Annotated in this window: 22 protein-coding genes; 1 reads left to right on the forward strand and 21 read right to left on the reverse strand. The window is 44.0% G+C overall.

The window, feature by feature from the left end:
- Position 1 precedes the first annotated feature (1 nt).
- The 3 genes from AAV98_RS05725 to AAV98_RS05735 are packed head-to-tail and all read right to left on the reverse strand — an operon-like array spanning position 2 to position 2,147.
- Positions 2 to 1,267, reverse strand: coding sequence for an NADH-quinone oxidoreductase subunit C (locus AAV98_RS05725; protein WP_060664607.1), 1,266 nt, complete (start codon positions 1,265 to 1,267; stop codon positions 2 to 4).
- A 2-nt stretch (positions 1,268 to 1,269) separates the two neighbouring features.
- Entirely contained in the window at positions 1,270 to 1,782 is a 513-nt protein-coding gene (locus tag AAV98_RS05730; protein WP_010200368.1) for a NuoB/complex I 20 kDa subunit family protein, read from the reverse strand.
- The gene (locus tag AAV98_RS05735) at positions 1,773 to 2,147 is read right to left on the reverse strand and encodes an NADH-quinone oxidoreductase subunit A (protein WP_010200369.1); all 375 of its coding nucleotides are present in this window, start codon (positions 2,145 to 2,147) and stop codon (positions 1,773 to 1,775) included. The genes AAV98_RS05730 and AAV98_RS05735 overlap by 10 nt, the downstream gene beginning before the upstream one ends.
- A gap of 115 nt (positions 2,148 to 2,262) precedes the next feature.
- Here AAV98_RS05735 and AAV98_RS05740 point away from each other — a divergent pair, with 115 nt between their 5' ends.
- Entirely contained in the window at positions 2,263 to 2,490 is a 228-nt protein-coding gene (locus AAV98_RS05740; protein ID WP_060664608.1) for a hypothetical protein, read from the forward strand.
- 597 nt (positions 2,491 to 3,087) lie between these two features.
- On the opposite strand, the gene AAV98_RS05745 is transcribed toward AAV98_RS05740, so the two are convergent.
- The 18 genes from AAV98_RS05745 to AAV98_RS05830 all read right to left on the reverse strand — a co-directional run bounded on the left by AAV98_RS05745 (position 3,088) and on the right by AAV98_RS05830 (position 19,368).
- The gene (locus AAV98_RS05745; RefSeq protein ID WP_060664609.1) at positions 3,088 to 3,489 is read right to left on the reverse strand and encodes a F0F1 ATP synthase subunit epsilon; all 402 of its coding nucleotides are present in this window, start codon (positions 3,487 to 3,489) and stop codon (positions 3,088 to 3,090) included.
- A 25-nt stretch (positions 3,490 to 3,514) separates the two neighbouring features.
- Positions 3,515 to 4,933, reverse strand: coding sequence for a F0F1 ATP synthase subunit beta (atpD, locus tag AAV98_RS05750; RefSeq protein WP_060664610.1), 1,419 nt, complete (start codon positions 4,931 to 4,933; stop codon positions 3,515 to 3,517).
- A 173-nt stretch (positions 4,934 to 5,106) separates the two neighbouring features.
- Positions 5,107 to 5,967 carry a F0F1 ATP synthase subunit gamma gene (locus AAV98_RS05755; RefSeq protein ID WP_060664611.1) on the reverse strand — a complete coding sequence of 287 codons (861 nt, stop codon included), beginning with the start codon at positions 5,965 to 5,967 and terminating at the stop codon, positions 5,107 to 5,109.
- Positions 5,968 to 6,080: 113 nt separating this feature from the next.
- Positions 6,081 to 7,592 carry a F0F1 ATP synthase subunit alpha gene (gene atpA / locus AAV98_RS05760; RefSeq protein WP_060664612.1) on the reverse strand — a complete coding sequence of 504 codons (1,512 nt, stop codon included), beginning with the start codon at positions 7,590 to 7,592 and terminating at the stop codon, positions 6,081 to 6,083.
- An 18-nt stretch (positions 7,593 to 7,610) separates the two neighbouring features.
- Positions 7,611 to 8,153, reverse strand: coding sequence for a F0F1 ATP synthase subunit delta (locus AAV98_RS05765; RefSeq protein ID WP_060664613.1), 543 nt, complete (start codon positions 8,151 to 8,153; stop codon positions 7,611 to 7,613).
- The gene (gene atpF / locus AAV98_RS05770) at positions 8,150 to 8,695 is read right to left on the reverse strand and encodes a F0F1 ATP synthase subunit B (protein ID WP_060664614.1); all 546 of its coding nucleotides are present in this window, start codon (positions 8,693 to 8,695) and stop codon (positions 8,150 to 8,152) included. The genes AAV98_RS05765 and atpF overlap by 4 nt, the downstream gene beginning before the upstream one ends.
- A 134-nt stretch (positions 8,696 to 8,829) precedes the next feature.
- Positions 8,830 to 9,042, reverse strand: a complete 213-nt coding sequence (gene atpE / locus AAV98_RS05775; RefSeq protein WP_060664615.1) for a F0F1 ATP synthase subunit C — start codon at positions 9,040 to 9,042, stop codon at positions 8,830 to 8,832.
- A 57-nt stretch (positions 9,043 to 9,099) separates the two neighbouring features.
- Positions 9,100 to 9,852 (reverse strand): F0F1 ATP synthase subunit A, encoded by a 753-nt coding sequence (gene atpB / locus AAV98_RS05780; protein WP_060664616.1) that lies wholly within the window; start codon positions 9,850 to 9,852, stop codon positions 9,100 to 9,102.
- Positions 9,853 to 9,854: 2 nt separating this feature from the next.
- The gene (locus tag AAV98_RS05785) at positions 9,855 to 10,241 is read right to left on the reverse strand and encodes an ATP synthase subunit I (RefSeq protein WP_060664617.1); all 387 of its coding nucleotides are present in this window, start codon (positions 10,239 to 10,241) and stop codon (positions 9,855 to 9,857) included.
- Positions 10,242 to 10,243: 2 nt separating this feature from the next.
- A complete protein-coding gene (locus tag AAV98_RS05790) occupies positions 10,244 to 10,465 on the reverse strand; it encodes an AtpZ/AtpI family protein (RefSeq protein WP_060664618.1) in 222 nt (73 codons plus the stop codon).
- 427 nt (positions 10,466 to 10,892) lie between these two features.
- Entirely contained in the window at positions 10,893 to 13,202 is a 2,310-nt protein-coding gene (locus AAV98_RS05795) for a S8 family serine peptidase (protein WP_060664619.1), read from the reverse strand.
- Between the two features lie 280 nt (positions 13,203 to 13,482).
- Positions 13,483 to 14,112 (reverse strand): uracil phosphoribosyltransferase, encoded by a 630-nt coding sequence (upp, locus tag AAV98_RS05800; protein ID WP_060664620.1) that lies wholly within the window; start codon positions 14,110 to 14,112, stop codon positions 13,483 to 13,485.
- Between the two features lie 158 nt (positions 14,113 to 14,270).
- The gene (gene glyA, locus AAV98_RS05805) at positions 14,271 to 15,512 is read right to left on the reverse strand and encodes a serine hydroxymethyltransferase (RefSeq protein ID WP_082380789.1); all 1,242 of its coding nucleotides are present in this window, start codon (positions 15,510 to 15,512) and stop codon (positions 14,271 to 14,273) included.
- A gap of 236 nt (positions 15,513 to 15,748) precedes the next feature.
- Positions 15,749 to 16,312 carry a TIGR01440 family protein gene (locus AAV98_RS05810; protein WP_060664622.1) on the reverse strand — a complete coding sequence of 188 codons (564 nt, stop codon included), beginning with the start codon at positions 16,310 to 16,312 and terminating at the stop codon, positions 15,749 to 15,751.
- A gap of 1 nt (position 16,313) precedes the next feature.
- Complete coding sequence (gene rpiB, locus AAV98_RS05815) at positions 16,314 to 16,751, reverse strand: ribose 5-phosphate isomerase B (RefSeq protein WP_060664623.1); 438 nt, start codon at positions 16,749 to 16,751, stop codon at positions 16,314 to 16,316.
- A 135-nt stretch (positions 16,752 to 16,886) separates the two neighbouring features.
- The gene (locus tag AAV98_RS05820) at positions 16,887 to 18,176 is read right to left on the reverse strand and encodes a methyl-accepting chemotaxis protein (RefSeq protein ID WP_060664624.1); all 1,290 of its coding nucleotides are present in this window, start codon (positions 18,174 to 18,176) and stop codon (positions 16,887 to 16,889) included.
- Positions 18,177 to 18,242: 66 nt separating this feature from the next.
- Positions 18,243 to 18,671, reverse strand: coding sequence for a low molecular weight protein arginine phosphatase (locus tag AAV98_RS05825; RefSeq protein WP_060664625.1), 429 nt, complete (start codon positions 18,669 to 18,671; stop codon positions 18,243 to 18,245).
- A gap of 142 nt (positions 18,672 to 18,813) precedes the next feature.
- Complete coding sequence (locus AAV98_RS05830) at positions 18,814 to 19,368, reverse strand: manganese efflux pump MntP (protein WP_060664626.1); 555 nt, start codon at positions 19,366 to 19,368, stop codon at positions 18,814 to 18,816.
- Positions 19,369 to 19,415 lie beyond the last annotated feature (47 nt).

Raw genomic sequence — 19,415 nt, forward strand, 5'->3', positions numbered from 1 at the left:
GCTACACCTCCACATCGTACGGCTCATAATCTTTTCGCAGTGGATAACCGACCCAATCATCTGGCATCATAATGCGCGTCAAATTCGGATGCCCTGTAAATTGAATGCCAAGAAGATCGTATGTCTCCCTCTCTGGCCAGTTTGCCCCTTCCCAAATGGGCTGGATGGACGGGATGACAGGATTTTCCCGATCTATTTTTACCTTTAGGGCAACAGACTGCTTGTTTTTATAAGAGTATAAGTGATTATAGATCTCCATATGCGTTTCAAAGTCTGTGCCGTGCATTTCCGATAGGAATTCAAACGTCAGCTGCTCGTTATAACGCAGGAATGATGCCACTTTAAAATAGTTCTCCGGTTTCGCAACAAGCGTCGGAACATCTTTGGACAGCCTGTTAATATATGCGGCTTCCAAAGTGTTTTCTCCGAGGTTGTCGTTGATTACTTTTACGTATTTATCGAGATATTTCTGGTTTGGTGATGGTGTATCTGATGCTGTTGCGTCGGCGGGTGTGACGGATGCTGCTCCTTTGGCATTTGCTGCGGCTTTCGCTTTGGCTGCTGCGGCGGCCTTTGCTTTTGCTTTGGCTGCTGCGATAGCTTTTGCTTTTTCATCTTGGAGGTCTGAGGAGGCAGGGTCTGTATCGGCTGATGCCTCTCCGTCTCGTTGTTGTTTGGCTAGTGCTGCGGCTTTGGCCTTGGCTGCAGCTGCTGCTTTTGCTTTTGCGGCTGCGATGGCTTTGGCCTTGGCATCGTCGCCATCGGCTGCTGGTGCTTCGCCTGCGTCGCGTTTTTGTTTTGCGAGTGCAGCGGCTTTTGCTTTAGCTGCTGCGGCGGCTTTCTTTTTTGCTAGTTCTTTGGCGTCATCTGTTGTTTCTATTGTTTCGGCTTCAGTTGACGCCTGTTCTTTCGCTTTTTGTTTTGCTAGTGCAGCAGCCTTCGCTTTAGCTGCTGCGGCGGCTTTCTTTTTTGCTAGTTCTTTGGCGTCATCTGTTGTTTCTATTGTTTCGGCTTCAGTTGACGCCTGTTCTTTCGCTTTTTGTTTTGCGAGTGCAGCGGCTTTCGCTTTAGCTGCTGCGGCGGCTTTCTTTTTTGCTAGTTCTTTGGCGTCATCACTAGCCGGTGTTTCGATAGGTGGTGCCTCTTCTTTATCTTCAGAAGCCTTTGCTTCCATTTTCTTTTTCGCTTCTAGTTTTGCAAGTGCAGCAGCTTTTGCTTTGGCTGCGGCCTCCTTCTTTTTTTCTTCCAGGCTTTTCTCATCGCTCACTGCTAGATCACCTGCTTCCCTGTCTTGGCTTCATAACGAATTTTTTCGCGGAGCTTGTTGATTCCATAAATAAGAGCCGCTGGATTTGGTGGGCATCCAGGTATGTACACATCTACAGGTACAATTTGGTCCACACCTTTTACAACGGCATAGGATTTAATATATGGACCGCCCGCGGTCGCACAGGACCCCATCGCAATAACCCATTTAGGCTCAGGCATTTGATCATACAAGCGCTTCAACACGGGTGCCATTTTTTTCGTCACAGTACCAGACACAATCATACAGTCGGATTGACGCGGTGATGTACGAAAAAAGGACCCAAAGCGGTCGAGGTCATAGTGGGACGAGCCAACACCCATCATTTCGATCGCACAGCAAGCAAGACCGAATGTCATCGGCCACATAGAATTGCTGCGGGCCCATGCTTTCAGCTCCTCCAATGTTGTCAGGAAGACTGTTTGTTTCAGCTCTTCCATTTCCTCTGGTGAGATACTCTCTAGATTTAGATCCATTTCAACACCTTCTTCTTCCATGCGTATATTAATCCGATCAGTAATAAAACGACGAAAATAAGCATTTCAATTAGTGCAAATATCCCCAATTTCTCATATGCCACTGCCCATGGATACAGAAAAACGGTCTCCACATCGAAAATGACAAATAGAAGGGCAAATATGTAATAACGAACATTAAACTGAACACGTGAATCATGAAAGGGATCAATTCCACTTTCATAGGTCGTCTGCTTGGCAGCTGATGGCTTATTCGGACGCAAAACACGTCCAATAGCAAGCGCCACGACCGGAAGTAATACCCCTAGAGCCAAGAATACAACCACTATCAAATAGTTATTTTGATATAAGTTTAGTAGATTCATGCCCGCCCCCTCCGAAGTCTCTCTTCATTTTCAGACTGCTCACAATATTTAAAATTGTAACCGATAACAATTATATCAAATACCCATATCGGTGTCGACAGGAGATATCCTTATTATGGCTATTGTTTTTAGGGAGGCGAAGGGAATTGTTTTCGTGAAGGGTGAAGTTTTGTTATTTGGGATCAGTGGAGGCGTTTTGTTAAAAGTTCAAAAGAAAATTACCTTGTTTTTATTAAGAGCGTACTTGGTTACTGCTGGAACACTTGAAATGGGAGCTACTGCAGGCGGGTTTTATTGGAAAGTAGGTAAATGGGGGTTGAGTTTTAGAGCGAGGTACACATGAAACGGTTAAAAATCGTTATAATTTACGAACATTTCGTGCGATTAAAATACTTTTAACCAACTTATCCATTGTTAAAGTGGCTTTATCCATTGTAAAAAATTTATATCCATCCTAAATTCCATTTAACCATTGTTAAGGGACTTTTATCCATTGTAAAAGCAATATATCCATTATAAGAGGTTTGAAGGTATATATCCTTTAACGCATCACCGCACAGCGGGTCAGACCCCTATTTTAGGTAATTGGACTTTCCGATATCAATAAAAATCAGATTATATCAAGAAAAATCCGGATTTATCGAGAAATCAGGAGCGTTTATCAATAAAACTTGAATTATATCAAGAAAAACTTATTCTATATCAATAAATCGACACACCCCTCGTTCATTCGACAACAATCATCCTTTACTCACCAGTCCACCTCTGTGCGTGAGACTGCTTAACTTTAACGCATCACCGCACAGCGGGTCAGACCCCTCTTCATCTCTTTAAAGCAACAAACAAACAAAAACACAAACAAACAAAAAACCCCCTCCCTCCAAAGCACGTCTGCTCTGAAGAGAGGGGGTTTTCACATTCTTTTATTTACAGGGTATTGTTACCCTCTTTTGGCTACGTTGATGCGGTTGATTGCGCGTTGAAGGGCAAGTTCAGCGCGGCGGTAGTCGACGTCGTCTTTTTTGGACTGTAGTCGTTGCTCGGCGCGTTTTTTTGCTTCTTCTGCACGTGTAAGATCGATTTGCTCAGCTGCTTCTGCAGTTTGGGCAAGGATCGTTACTTTATCAGGACGCACTTCTAGGAAGCCTCCGTTTACTGCCACTTGTTCGGTTTTGCCGTCTTTTTTCATACGCACGCCGCCGATTTGGAGTGGAGCAACCATCGGGATATGTCCTGGTAGAACTCCTAGCTCACCGCTTTGAGCACGGGCTACTACCATTTCTACGTCTGATTCATAAACCGGGCCATCGGGAGTAACTACGCTGACTTTTAATGTCTTCATTTCATTCCCTCCTAGGTCCCTTTAATTAAACTTCTACACCCATTTGCTTCGCTTTTTCCACTACTTCTTCGATGCGTCCAACTAGACGGAATGCATCTTCAGGAAGGTGGTCGTATTTGCCGTCAAGGATTTCTCTGAATCCTTTTACAGTTTCCTGAACAGGAACGTAAGAACCTTTTTGTCCAGTGAACTGCTCGGCTACGTGGAAGTTTTGAGATAAGAAGAACTGGATACGACGAGCACGGTGAACGGTTAATTTATCCTCATCCGTTAACTCATCCATACCTAAGATAGCAATGATATCTTGTAGTTCTTTGTAACGTTGTAAAGTTGATTGCACTTCACGCGCTACTGCGTAGTGGTCGTCTCCAACTACTTCTGGTGCTAATGCACGGGAAGTGGAAGCTAGAGGGTCAACCGCTGGATAAATACCCATCTCAGAAAGTTTACGCTCAAGGTTAGTTGTTGCATCCAAGTGAGCGAAAGTTGTTGCTGGAGCCGGATCCGTGTAGTCATCGGCAGGAACGTAGATCGCTTGGATAGACGTTACAGAACCTACAGATGTAGACGTGATACGCTCTTGTAATTGACCCATTTCAGTAGCAAGAGTTGGTTGGTAACCAACGGCAGATGGCATACGGCCTAGTAGGGCAGATACCTCAGAACCTGCTTGTGTGAAACGGAAGATGTTGTCCATGAAGAATAGAACGTCTTGTCCTTGGTCATCACGGAAGAATTCAGCCATTGTAAGACCTGTTAGTGCAACACGCATACGTGCTCCAGGCGGCTCGTTCATTTGTCCGAATACCATGGCAGTTTTCTTGATAACGCCAGAATCCGTCATCTCGTGGTAAAGGTCATTTCCTTCACGAGTACGCTCACCAACACCTGCGAATACGGAGATACCACCGTGCTCTTGTGCGATGTTGTTGATCAATTCTTGGATAAGAACCGTTTTACCTACACCGGCACCACCGAATAGACCGATCTTACCACCCTTGATGTAAGGAGCAAGTAAGTCTACTACTTTGATACCAGTTTCAAGGATTTCAACGTCTGTTGAAAGCTGTTCGAATGTAGGAGCTTGTCGGTGAATTGGATCACGACGAGAACCTGCTGGAATTGGAGCATCTAAGTCAATGTTTTCTCCTAGTACGTTGAAAACACGACCAAGTGTTACGTCACCTACTGGTACAGAAATAGGGTGACCAGCATCTTCTACTTCCATGCCGCGAACGACACCGTCTGTAGAAGCCATAGCGATTGTACGCACTGTGTTGTCTCCAAGGTGAAGAGCAACCTCAAGCGTTAAAGTAATGTCTACTTCATTTCCGCTACGAGCTTTATGATTAATATGAAGAGCGTTGTATATTTCAGGAAGATGTCCGCTATCGAATTTTACGTCGACAACTGGACCCATGATTTGAGTAACGCGACCTTTCATCGTATTCCCTCCTAACTTACTTTTACAAAATTTTAATTCAAGTACGGTCTGTCTAGCTCCGGCGGCTAGCCCCTCGAGGTCATAAGCCGTTTTTACTGTGGAGGTAAAACAACCTCCTCCGTAAACACGTCTTATGCTTGTCGGGGCTGAACGAGCCACCTATGCTTTTCCATCTATTCTAAAGCCGAAGCTCCCGCAGTAATCTCGGTGATCTCTTGAGTGATTGCTGCTTGACGGGCACGGTTGTAAGAAAGTGTAAGGCCTTGGATAAGCTCTTTCGCGTTATCTGTCGCACTTTGCATCGCTGTCATACGAGCAGCGTGCTCACTTGCTTTTGCGTCTAGTAATGCACCGTAGATCAGGCTTTCCGCATATTGCGGTAGCAATACTTCAAGGATACCTTCTTGGGAAGGTTCGAACTCATAGGATGTAATCTTGTTGGATGTAGGTGCAATGTCAGTAAGAGGAAGAAGCTTCTTCTCTGTTACTTCTTGGGAGATTGCACTTACAAAGTGGTTGTAATACACGTATAACTCATCAAACGTTCCATCCGCGTACATGCTGACTGCACGATTCGCAATATCCTTGATGTCTGAGAAGGATACTTGGTCGCCTAGACCAGTAATTTCGGAGAAGACAGGGACATTACGCTTTCTGAAAAAGTCGCGGCCGATTCGTCCGATGGCAATTACTGCGTATTCATCTTGAGACTTATGACGTTTTTGAACCGTCTGATGAACCGTACGTAAGATGTTACTGTTATAGGCACCTGCAAGACCACGGTCAGAGGAGATTACGATGTAGCCAGTACGTTTTACCGGACGGCTTTCTAGCATTGGATGCGATACATCGGTACTTCCTAGTGCGATACTTGCCACAACCTCTTGGATTTTATCCATATAAGGATTGAAAGCTTTTGCATTTGTTTCAGCACGATTTAGTTTCGATGCGGAAACCATCTGCATGGCTTTTGTGATTTGACTAGTCTTCTTCGTCGAGGTAATTCTCGTTTTTATGTCGCGTAATGATGCCAAAGGATTTCACCACCTTTTTAACCCTATTCAGAGTGGTTAGACACATGGAAAGGAGGAATCGAAGGTTGGTTCGGGTTCCTCCATCACATGGTGTAACTCACTATGTCGATCTATTACTTTTCAGTAGCTACGAAAGTTTTTTTGAATGCATTGATTGCTTCAGCCATCGCTTCGTCGCTTGGTAATCCTTTAGTTGTACGGATTTCTTCTAAAAGTTCTTTACGGTTGTGTTCTAACCAAGTAAGCATTTCGTCTTCGAAACGAGTTACGTCTTGTACAGCAACATCATCGATGAAACCTTTTGTTAGAGCATAAAGGATTGCAACTTGCTTTTCTACTTTAAGTGGCTTGTTCAAGCCTTGCTTAAGTACTTCAACCGTACGAGCACCACGGTTAAGTTTTGCTTGCGTTGCTTTATCTAAGTCAGAACCGAATTGCGCGAACGCTTCTAGCTCACGGTAAGATGCAAGGTCAAGACGTAATGTACCTGATACCTTCTTCATCGCTTTGATTTGAGCGGATCCTCCTACACGAGATACGGAAAGACCAGCGTTGATCGCAGGACGAACACCAGAGAAGAATAGGTCTGATTGTAAGAAAATTTGTCCATCAGTGATGGAGATAACGTTTGTCGGGATGTAGGCAGATACGTCACCAGCTTGTGTTTCGATGAACGGTAAAGCTGTTAAAGATCCAGCGCCTTTTGCATCACTAAGTTTCGCTGCACGCTCTAGTAAACGAGAGTGAAGGTAGAATACGTCACCAGGATATGCTTCACGCCCTGGAGGACGTTTTAATAGTAGGGAAAGTTCACGGTATGCAGCAGCTTGCTTTGTTAAGTCATCATAGATAACTAGAACGTGCTTGCCGTTGTACATGAATTCTTCACCCATTGTTACTCCAGTGTAAGGTGCTAAGAATAGCATTGGAGCTGGTGCAGATGCAGATGCCGTTACAACGATTGTGTAATCAAGTGCACCGTGCTTACGTAGAGTTTCTACTACTCCACGAACAGTAGATTCTTTTTGACCGATGGCAACGTAGATACATACCATGTCTTGGTCTTTTTGGTTAAGAATCGTATCGATCGCAACAGATGTTTTACCTGTTTGACGGTCTCCGATAATTAACTCACGTTGTCCACGTCCGATTGGTACAAGCGCGTCAATCGCTTTGATACCTGTTTGAAGTGGCTCATGAACGGATTTACGATCCATAACACCAGGAGCTTGTGCTTCGATTGGACGAGTTTTGTTTGTTTCGATTGGACCTAATCCATCAACTGGTTGTCCTAATGCGTTTACTACACGGCCGATAAGTTGTTCACCTACCGGTACCTCCATGATACGGCCTGTACGACGAACTGCATCGCCTTCGCGGATTTCAGTATAAGGTCCTAAGATTACTATACCGACGTTGTTTTCCTCTAAGTTTTGGGCAAGACCCATAACTCCGTTAGAAAATTCAACTAGCTCTCCAGCCATGACGTTGTCGAGACCATGAGCACGAGCGATACCATCCCCAACTTGGATAACAGTACCTACATCGCTAACTTCGATTTCAGACTGATAGTTTTCGATTTGCTTTTTTATCAGCGCACTAATTTCTTCAGCTTTGATGCTCATGAATTTCACCCCTATCTACTATCTATTCGTTGTAAGTTGACGTCCAAGACGTTCTAATTTTCCACTAACACTTCCATCGAAAATACGGTTGCCGATGCGAATCTTCAAACCGCCTATTAAAGATGGATCTACGATATTGCTGATATTTAAAGAAGACTTTCCAACTTTTGCTGCAAATACAGCGGAAAGTTCAGCCTGTTCTGCGTCCGTTAAGGCGCGAACAGAGTACACTTTCGCGTCTGCCACATTAAGGGCTTCATTAGAAAGTGCTTTGTACTCGTCAATCATATCCACGACGATACCTTGACGGTGACGGTCTATTAAAAGCTGTAACGTGTTTACGATAAATGGTGATGCGGAAGCAAATGCCTCACGGACGATTTGCTTTTTAGAGTCTTTGCGTACTTTCGGGTTGCTCAGGACAACATCCAGTTCCTTGTTGTTCAAGAACACCTTTTTTACTTCTGCAAGCTCTGCATCAAACTGCTCATAAAGATTGTTTTCTTTAGCCAGTTCGAAAAGAGCCAATGCATAACGCTTTGCTACTCCGTTTTTGCTCATCGCACTTCGCCTACCTGTTTCACGTAATCATCGATAAGCTTCTGCTGATCTTTTTCGTTTAGTTCTTTTTCAATCACTTTAGAAGCGATTAATACGGACAAGGATGCAACCTGTTCACGCAAAGCAACAACTGCCTGCTCTTTTTCCTGAACGATTTCTTTTCTTGCCGCTTCTTTAAGACGTGCAGATTCCTCTTGAGCAGCTCTTACGATATCTGCTTTTTGATCTTCTGCGATCTTTTTCGCGCTTTCCACTAAAGCCTGAGCTTCCGTGCGAGCTTCTTTTAAAAGAGCCTTTTGCTCTTCTACAAGAGTTTTCGCTTCTACATTACTTTGTTCAGCTGCTGTAATTTCGTTTGCAATGTGATCTTCACGTTGCTTCATCATTCCAACAAGCTTATCCCAAGCAAATTTTCTAAGGAAATATAGTAAGATTAAAAATGTGATTAACTGGAATAGTGCATCTCCTAAAGTTAGGGATCCTGCACCAAGCACTAAGTGATCTAAGCTATACAATGCTTTCACTCCCTTCGAGGAATACATAAGAAAAGCACAAGCACCTAAAGGGCACCTTGGCTAGATTTTTAAAAAAATTGTTCATACTAAAGGAAAGGCGAAGGTTCTCGTGTGAGACGTACTTCGCCATTATTGAAGATAAGAATTATTCGGGCAGTTAATTAACCACCGATAACCATGAACGCGATAACTACTGCGATGATTGGAACAGCCTCAACTAGTGCTACCCCGATGAACATTGTAGTTTGAAGAGTAGATTTAAGCTCAGGTTGACGAGCGATACCTTCTACTGTACGACTTACGATTAATCCGTTACCAATACCTGCTCCAAGTGCTGCTAAACCAATTGCAATCGCTGCTGCTAAAAGACCCATTGATAATTTCCTCCTTATGATTAAGAAAAGTTTTTTTGGTTAATAAAAATTTATAAATTAATGGTCATGACTCACTTTGTGTGCCATATAAACCATTGTTAACATGGTGAAGATAAATGCCTGGATGGTACCAACGAAAATACTGAAGGCTTGCCAAGCTAACATAGGAATAATTGCAACTACTGTTCCAATGATTCCGGACATGAAGCCCATTTGATAACCGTTAACTGCTAGTCCCGCAAGTAATCCAAGCAAGATTTCCCCTGCAAAGATGTTCCCGTATAAACGCAGACCAAGCGTTAATGTGTTAGCAAATTCTTCAATGATCTTAAGTGGGAATAAAAACGCCATCGGTTTGAAGAAGTCCTTCCCGTATTCCTTGAAACCTTTCATCTTAATCCCATAATAATGCGTCAATGCTACTACCATTGCCGCGAGACTAAGCGTAATAACAGGATCTGCTGTCGGTGATTTCCACCATAAAGTGTGTTCATCCCCAAGAATAATTGCAAATGGCAACCCTAGCATATTTGCTACGAACACATACATAAGTATGGTCAGAGCTAATGAAAGGAATCTGCCCCCTGTCTGCCAATCCATGGTACTGTTAATGATACCTTTTGCAAAGTCAACCAACCATTCCATAAAGTTCTGGGCTCCGGTAGGTCTCAAAGCAAGTGTTCTTGTGCAAAGTATTGCGATAAGAAACACGATTAAGGCTGTTATAATAGTCATCATAATATTCGACAAATTGAAATGAAGGTCGTAACCAAACAAATCAAGTGTCGCTATAGGAGCACTATGACCCAACACTACTCACCTCTCTTCCCCACTGCTTTAAAGAGTGTTACAAATGAATCTATGATAATGACAATATAGGATGTCATAATCCCTATGATGACGCCGTAGAGATTCAGAGTTTCTGGATATCTCATAGCGATGACCACACCGAGTATGGCGGCGGCCATTCTTGAAAAAGAACCTAATGTGACAGCTTTTCCTCCTTCGGCAACCGCTTCCGTGAATTTCTTCACTTTCTTGTGCAGCAACCAGTGGCTGTAAATACTTATCACCGTCCCAAGGATCAAACCAAGGAACCATTCTTGGTATGGGGTAACTCCCCAACCTAGTACAAAAAAGGCAAGAAAAAATAAGAAATACTTCATATGCCTCATAAACTGTTCGGTTGATTCGGGCATATTTATGACTCTCCTGAGAAGAATTTTTGGACCAGGTATAATACTCCTATTACACCAGCTGCTAGTCCTAAAAGAAGTCCAATAATAAGGAACAATGGTTCGGTACCAATTTCTCCATCCAGCCATCTTCCTGCAAATAATCCGACTAAGGTGGGACCAACTAAGTAGGAAAGGATTCCGGACATCAAAGCCATTGCTTGGAATGGGCGGCGTTTATCTTCCATAGAAAACACCCCGTTTTACATGCGGTAAAGTTTAGAGGTCTTACTGATAAATCGATGCTAAATATGTATAAAATTGGTTTTTGAAAACCTATGAAAACCCTATCATTTTATACCCTTTGTAAGCATACAATAGCACTTTGTCAATGTCAATGTGTTCTAAGGAAAAATCGACATTCTTTTCAGTGGTAAGATTTCTCTTTCAACCAGCTTTCCACTATGTATTTTTCGCAGTAAAAAAACAGCCAAATGATGAACAGTTTTCCTCATTCGGCTGTTGTATAACATTATTTTATCACATATGACATATAGGTTAAGTTTGTCGATTGTGAACATTATGTGACTATTCCGTTGTTTCAGGTTGTGTTGCTTGACAGTGTTCGACAAAAGTGTCTCTTTGGGTCAGCGTGCCTGTCCCCTATGACCCAGTTCACTCAAAGTAAAGATCGGCTTCCACGGTATCTTCCTTGTCCAGCTTCTTGGCAAAGACGACTGCTTTCACCAGACCTTTTACTTTCACACGATCTGCCGGGATCTGATTTTTATATAGTCCACGAGGGAGGTCCCGCTCCCAGTCAAGATAGTCGATGAAGTGGAGTGTATCTGCTTCATAAAGAGCTATTCCAAGCTCCTCTGCACCCTCTGGTAAATACACCTCATATTGATATTCGCCTTCTTTATCTCCATAACCGAACTGAAAGCCCATGATACGCGGGTAATTGGGTTCTTCTATTATATAGAGGAAAGGCAGGCGAATCTTTTGGCTGTTTGCGTTCACAACGACTTCCCCCTCATGCATCCCTGCCTTCTGCTGATTTGGAGTGATGTCTAGGGTAATCATTGTTTCACGTTTTTCTTTTGGTTGGAGAGTGAAGGTGATTGGCATCTTCCACTGCACTCCTTTTTGCTGCTTTGGTGTGTCTATGGAATAGGTGACTTCTTTGTTTGAGACGTTTTCGATGGTAATCGGAACTTCTTTTTGCGTTCGCGTTTGCTTCTTCTCTAGCATTCCAAAATTCAGGGAACCCGGATACACAAGGCTGTTCGTTTGGATGGCTTCCTCCAGTTGGATACGTCCCGTTCCTTGCTCCAAGACAGAATAACTTGATCCATCTTCTTTAATAAGAGGCTTTGTCGTATTCATTAAGGCGGCCTTTACCTGTTGTGGCGTCCAATCCGGATGAGCTTGAATGATGAGTGCACTCGCCCCTGCCACATGAGGCGCGGCCATGCTGGTGCCTTGAAGCGCGAGATAGCCGTTAGGGATGGTACTGTCAATTGCGACACCAGGTGCGACCACATCGGGCTTAATTTCCCAAGTATGTGTCACCGGCCCGCGTGAGCTAAAACTGGCAATGTCATCTTTGTGCCATTTGAACGTCGTCTTTACCATGGAGAAACTTCTTTTCAAATGCTTTTTCAAAAATAACCCGTCTTCTTTTGAGATAGAAACAACCGGCATATCCATCTCGACTTCTAATGTTCCCGTAAAATTGCCCTCCAGGTTATTGTAAATAACTACACCAGCCGCTCCACGCATCTTAGCATGATGTGCCTTTTCGGAAAAAGGGATTTTGCCGCGTTCGAGCAGCACTATTTTCCCTTCGATTTTTTTGCCCTCCCAATCTTTTTCTTCCCCAAGTCCTGCATACACCATGCTCATCGGCTTGGTCGGAAAATCCCATGGCAGTGAGCCTTGCAGGGGAAGCATTTCTATTTCTCTTTTTGAAAAAATAGGTGACAGGTGCGGAATGTGAAGCGGCGGAGTGGAGGCTCCGACCGAGATAGCCTCAGATGAAGTCCCGGGGGATCCGACTGTCCAAAGGTTTGGACCGGAGTTGCCACTTGAAGTGACTGCCACGACACCATGTTCTACGGCTCTATTGAGTGCAAGACTTGTCGGCCAATCAGGACCGTTAATGGTGTTTCCGAGTGAAAGATTTAACACGTCCACCTTGTCGTGAATGGCCATCTCGATGGCGGCGATTACGTGCTCACTTGAACCATGTCCGCCTGGACCAAGAACTCGGTACGCTATAAGTTCCACTTCCGGCGCCACGCCATGAAGATGGCCGTTTGCCCCGACTATCCCCGCCACATGGGTGCCATGAAGAGTTGGCATTCCTTGAGACCGCTTTGTCTCCATCGGATCGTTGTCCTCGTCGACAAAGTCATAACCGCCTGCATAATTATCCCGGAGGTCAGGGTGCGTGTAATCAATGCCAGTGTCAATGATTCCGACCTTCACACCTTTTCCGGTGAGACGATTCCCTTCTTTGTCAAAGAGGCGATGTATCTTCTCTCCCCCAATAAAAGGCACACTTTCATCGATGTTGGGGGTGTAATTGGTGACTGGAGAAACTTCCAGGATTCCTTTTTCGTTTTGAAGCTTTTCAAGATCTTTGAGCGGGCCGTGGACGGCAAAGCCCTTAAAGACTGCCGTATATGTCCGCTTTATCTTCAGGTTGGGATATTGTTGTTGGATTATATTTTTCACGGAGTCTTGGCTATTTTCCTCCACGATTAAAATAACCGTCTGTTCCTCCAGTTTGTTGTCTTGGCTTACCGGAAGTGGCGGCCGTTTTGGGTATTTGGGAATGTTAGTGGCATTGGTGGTATGTAGTGAGTCGATTGTGCGTATGTTTGTGGCTGCTGTTGTATTTATTAACGGCTGCACTAGAGTAGTTGTCACCAGCAGCACAGTAAGTCCAATACAAAATAATAATTTCCCTAGTTTCACGTCCTTCACCTCTGATATGTAGCATTTGTTATTGAAGAGGGATTATGCATGAGGTGGAATTGTGTGGGAAGTTCGATAGGTTAAGTGTAGAGGTGTGTGAATTAGTCAAAAAAACGGCGGAATTAGTCAAAAAGGCAAGGAAATTAGTCAAATAAACAGGAGAAGTATACAAATAAACAAGTCAAATTATCAAGAATCCATATATTCCCACGCGCAAACCAATAAAAAAGGCTGTTTAGAGATCTCACAAAATCTCCAAACAGCCTTCATCACAAATCATTTATTTTGTTCCGTATAATCTGTCGCCAGCATCTCCTAGACCTGGGACAATGTAGCCTTTTTCGTTTAGTTTTTCGTCAAGCGCTGCGATGTAGATATCTACGTCAGGGTGCGCTTCTTTAAGTAATTCCACACCTTCAGGGGCAGCGATTAAGCACATGAATTTAATGTTTTTCGCGCCACGTTTTTTCAGAGAGTGAATTGCTTCGATTGCAGATCCGCCCGTTGCAAGCATTGGATCGACTACAATGAAGTCGCGCTCTTCTACGTCCGATGGTAATTTTACATAATATTCAACAGGTTGAAGCGTCTCTGGATCGCGGTATAAGCCGACATGTCCAACTTTTGCCGCTGGAATCAACTTTAACATTCCTTCTACCATGCCAAGACCTGCACGAAGAATGGGAACGATTCCTAACTTTTTCCCTGCTAATACGTTTGATTTTGAAATAGAAACCGGTGTTTCCACGTCCACTTCCTCAAGCGGAAGGTCACGGGTTATCTCGAATGCCATTAAACTTGCCACTTCATCAACTAGTTCACGAAACTCTTTCGTACCTGTTTTTTTGTCGCGGATGTATGTAAGTTTGTGCTGAATTAACGGGTGATCAAATACGTACACTTTTGCCATTCGAAATCTCTCCTTTTATCATGTCTAGCCGGTAATTATTAAAGCTTTTCCGGCTCTCAAATCACACTTCCATTGATTCTACAGAAAAAGCAGGTTTGATTCAAGTTATTTTTCTACAAAAAAGAGAGGTCTAACCTCAGACCTCTCTCCCAAACATTTTATCCTAAAGAAGGATACAATTCATATTTTCCAGAAACTGCTTCTACACGAGCTTTTGCTTCTTCCAGTTTCGTTTCATCTTCGTGATTCTTCAATGTGAAGGCAATGATGGACGCAATTTCATCCATATCTTCCTGTGTGAAGCCACGGCTTGTGACAGCTGCCGTACCAATACGGATTCCACTTGTTACAAACGGGCTTTCCGGATCGAAAGGAATTGTGTTTTTGTTCACGGTGATTCCTACTTCATCCAACACTTTTTCTGCAATTTTCCCTGTGATGGAAAGAGAGCGTACGTCCACAAGTAAAAGATGGTTGTCTGTTCCGTTCGAAACAAGAGAAAGGCCCTCATTTTTCAGTGCTTCCGCCAAGCGGTGAGCATTGTCGATGATTTTTTGCGCATAGTCTTTGAATTCCGGTTGCAGTGCTTCGCCAAATGCAACAGCTTTAGCTGCGATCACATGCATAAGCGGACCACCCTGAAGACCAGGGAAAATGGACTTATCAATTTTCTTTGCCCATTCTTCTTTACAAAGAATCATCCCACCACGAGGTCCACGCAACGTTTTATGAGTGGTTGTTGTAACGAAATCCGCATAAGGAACCGGATTTTGGTGAAGACCAGCAGCAACAAGACCGGCAATATGCGCCATGTCGACCATCAAGTAAGCTCCTACTTCATCTGCGATTTCACGGAACTTCGCGAAATCAATCGCACGCGGGTATGCACTTGCACCAGCAACGATTAGCTTCGGTTTGTGCAGTCTTGCTTTATCTGCCACATCTTCATAGTTAATAGTATGAGAGTCTTTGTCCACTCCATACTCCACAAAATTATATTGAATACCACTAAAGTTAACCGGGCTTCCGTGCGTTAAATGGCCACCGTGGGAAAGGTTCATCCCAAGGACCGTGTCGCCCTGTTCTAGAATGGTAAAATAAACCGCCATATTCGCTTGGGCACCAGAGTGTGGTTGAACATTTGCATGCTCGGCTCCGAAAATTTCCTTCGCACGGTCACGGGCAATGTTCTCCGCTACATCTACGTGTTCACAACCTCCGTAATAGCGACGACCTGGGTACCCTTCTGCATATTTATTCGTCAGTACAGATCCTTGAGCCTCCATAACCGCTTCACTCACAAAGTTCTCAGAAGCAATCAACTCGATTTTCGTGCGTTGTCTTGCCAATTCATCCTGGATGGATTGAAACAATTGCTGATCCTGTTGTGCTAATTTCACTTTCGGAATCCCCCTTTAAGTATGAACATCAAATTTAAAATGTCTAAAAAACTACTACATTCGGCTTTTCAACCTTTACCTCCTCCATCTTATCACGATGGACAATAGATAGAAACAGAAAAGGAAGATTGATAGCGCTTACTTAGAAAAACTTTCGTGAAAATAAAAAATAACGAAAAGGGGTCAGACCCTCAAAGGATTTTCGTCATCCATGTCGAAGGCCGACCCATTTTTGTTTATTTTGTTTCTGTTGTGGAAATTTCGTAGGTTGCTCTGGCGCCGCCGATGAGTTTGGGGCGGGTTTTTGCCATGGTGATGTGGGCGTTGCCGATGGATTTAACCGAGCTGCGCACTGGGACAGCGACGTGTTTGAGGTGCATGCCGATAAGCGTGTCCCCAATATCGATGCCTGCGTCCGCTTTGATGTGTTCAACCATCACCGCATCTTTCATTTTGTGAAAGGCGTAAGATGCCATAGCACCACCTGCATGTCTCACCGGGATAACTGTTACTTCATCTAATCCACGTCTACATGCTGTTTCTCTTTCTATTACAAGCGCGCGATTCAAATGTTCACAACATTGAAAGGCAAGCTCGACACCTGTCTTTTCACAAAACTCATTCAACACGGCAAAAAGTGTTTCAGCGACACCTTCCGTTCCGGCTGTTCCTATTTTTTCACCGATCACTTCACTAGTACTGCAACCTACCACTAGAATCTGGCCCTTTTTCAACCCTGCCTGATCCTGCAAGTCATGTAGCACCTGCTCCAACTGTTCTTTCCACTCTAAATGCATCATGTTACTTCTCCAACTGATGAATCTTATTCACACGGTTTTCGTGGCGTCCGCCTTCAAATTCTGTTGTCAGCCAGATCTTTGCAATCTCACGGGCAAGCCCAGGTCCGATGACACGTTCCCCCATTGCCAAGACATTGGTGTCATTGTGTTCGCGCGTTGCTTTCGCACTGAACATATCGTGCACAAGCGCACAACGAATGCCTTTTACTTTGTTCGCCGCAATCGACATTCCAATTCCTGTTCCGCAGATTAAGATACCACGGTCAAATTCACCTTCTGCCACTTTCATCGCCACTGGCTGGGCATAATCTGGATAATCTACAGAAGTCTCACACTCACACCCGAAGTCTTCAAACTCTATGTTCATTTCTTTTAATAATCCTTTTATCTCCTCACGGATGTTGATCCCACCGTGATCTGAAGCAATTGCCACTCTCATATTTTCATCCCCTATTCGAATGATTCTTTTATATGTACATCTTACCCGTCTAATGCAAAAAAATCCATTAGGATGTTCACGTCCTATTTTCTCCAACAAAAAAGCCCGAGCAACTAAGTGCCCAAGCTAATCATATTACACTTTAAACCTTGATATCATCCGCTTCAAGTTGCTCGCCTGACCCGCAAGCTCTTGGGATATTTTCTCTACATCCGCAATCATGCTTGCCTGTTCTTGGGTGGTAGCCGTTACTTCTTCCGCTCCTGCAGAGGTTTCTTCGGCAATTGCTGCCACTTCTTGAGACTGACGTGCTGTCGTTTGGATGCTGTCCATCTGGCGGTCCACAAGGCTTGCGATTTGTTTAACAGATGCCGCAACCTCTAATACAGAAGTGGTCATTTCGGCAATGACCGTATTCGTTGCTGTACCTTTTTCTGCTTCCGCATTTGCCGCTTTCACTTGCCCTGTGATCTGCGTTACAACGTTTTTCACTTCTTCTTGAATGTTTTTGATCAGTTCAGATATTCCTTGCACCGCTTTGGCACTTTCATCCGCCAAGGAACGGACCTCTTCCGCAACCACCGCAAAGCCGCGTCCATGCTCTCCTGCCCTTGCAGCTTCAATGGATGCGTTTAGCGCCAATAGGTTTGTCTGACCAGCAATATCCCCAACAAGTGAAATGATATTTTCTACTTCTTTTGCATTCTTTTCAAGGCGTTCCACTGTCTTTAAGGACGTCTGATTTTCGCCTGCAAGCTTCTGAATACCGGAAACAAGAGAATGAATAACTTCCTTGCTTTCATCAAGGTCCTTCACCATTTCTTCAGAAAGCTGCTGGGAGGACGTAGCTTTTTCATGCACTTCATCGGCAATTTTAATGACCTCATCCACCGATTCGGCCGTATCTTGAATAGAAGCAGCGGAACTTTCTGCCCCTTTTGCAATCTCTTCGATTGTAAAAGAAATATTTTCAGCCTGCTCAGAAGCCTGCATGGAGACATTGCTTATTTCTTCCACTTTTTCATTCGTTTTTTCAAATGTTTCGTTAATGGTTTTTACCATGTCCCGCAAGTTATGTAACATGAGGTTGAACGCATCCCCGACCGCACTGATCTCATCACGCGAGTTGGAAACCGGCACATCTTCAGATAAATCCCCATTTGCTGCTTTTTGAGCAACCTCTTCTAGTTGTTGCAATGGTTTAGTAATATATTTTGAAGCAAAAAAAGCGAGAATCCCAGACCATACAATTCCAAGTACCAATGTAAGGACAGTGAAGAGGCTTGCCCCCATAAATCCTTTCACATAATCCACTAAGAAATAAATGAAAAATCCACTGACCGTATACGTGATGACTGCTAAAATCGTTGTAAACAACACGAGCTTGTAACGTAACCCAAACTTATATTTCCCGTTTTCCCCCATCGTACTTCCTCCTCCATGCATGGTCCGCACAGAGATCTCTTTCTCATATGGCAGCCTGCATGAGTGCTATTTTATTTTTTCTACTATGGACTCTATGACGTTTTGAAGCTCTTCGAATGTCGCGCGATACGTCTCAACCGTGCCACCGTATGGATCCATTACTTCTCCACTTTGCTCAGCAAACCCCTTTAAGGTATATGTCTTCCCCAAGCTGTTAGGATAGCTGTTTTCGAGCAACATTTTATGTTGTGCTGTCATGGTGAAAATGTAATCGGCCCACTTAATCAACCCATCCGAGACCTGGGTAGACTGATGTTCAACCGGCAATCCCTTTTCTTGTAACACTTCCTGCGCCTGACTGGAAGCTTCACTACCTGGCATCGCAAATACACCCGCGGATTTAACCTCGACACCCTTCATGTCACGACTTGCCAAGATCGCAGCAGCCATCGGACTCCGGCACGTATTTCCCGTACACACAAATAATACATTCATTTTCTGATTCCTCCTTTTCCTTTTATTATAAACGAAAAGAAAGAAGAAATAGTCATAAAGGTCCTCTCTCTTGTTATGTCGGCATAACCGTCGACTTTTCAAGAGGATAAAATAAAAAAGACCCGCTACAGGCCTTTTATCTTCACACAAAAAACAACAACTTAATTCCAAACCCTAGTAAAATACTGCCACCAAGCGCTTCGCTGTAAGACCCGAGCCACCCCTGCAACTTCCTGCCGAAAATAAGCCCCATCCACGTCAACAACATGCTCACCGCTCCAAACAGGAATATGGTTAATAAGGTTCTCGCACCGTAAATTCCCAGGCTAAGTCCGACCGAAAAACTATCCAAACTCACACTCAGCGCAAAAACGAATAAACCCACTCCAACAGGAGAAATCATAGGCCCGTTCTCTTCTTTAAAAGAGGAAAACATCATCTGCACGCCAAGCAACACAAGGAGCAACCCTCCAATTAACGTCGCAATCGAGCCGAATTCCTCTGACAGCACCTTCCCCACCGCCATTCCTCCAAGCGGCATGAAAATATGAAAAATTCCAATGGTAACCCCTATGTAAAAGATCTGTCGCAATCTCAGCTTTATCATACCCATCCCAATCCCAACGGAAAAAGCATCCATCCCGAGCGCAATCGCCATCAATAATAGTGTCATGAATTCCCCAAACGTAATCCCCATGCTCTGCCTCCCCTTAGGACTTGTCTACTTCAAGATATGCACAAGCC

Source organism: Bacillus sp. CHD6a, assembly GCF_001293645.1.
GTDB lineage: Bacteria > Bacillota > Bacilli > Bacillales > Bacillaceae_I > Sutcliffiella_A.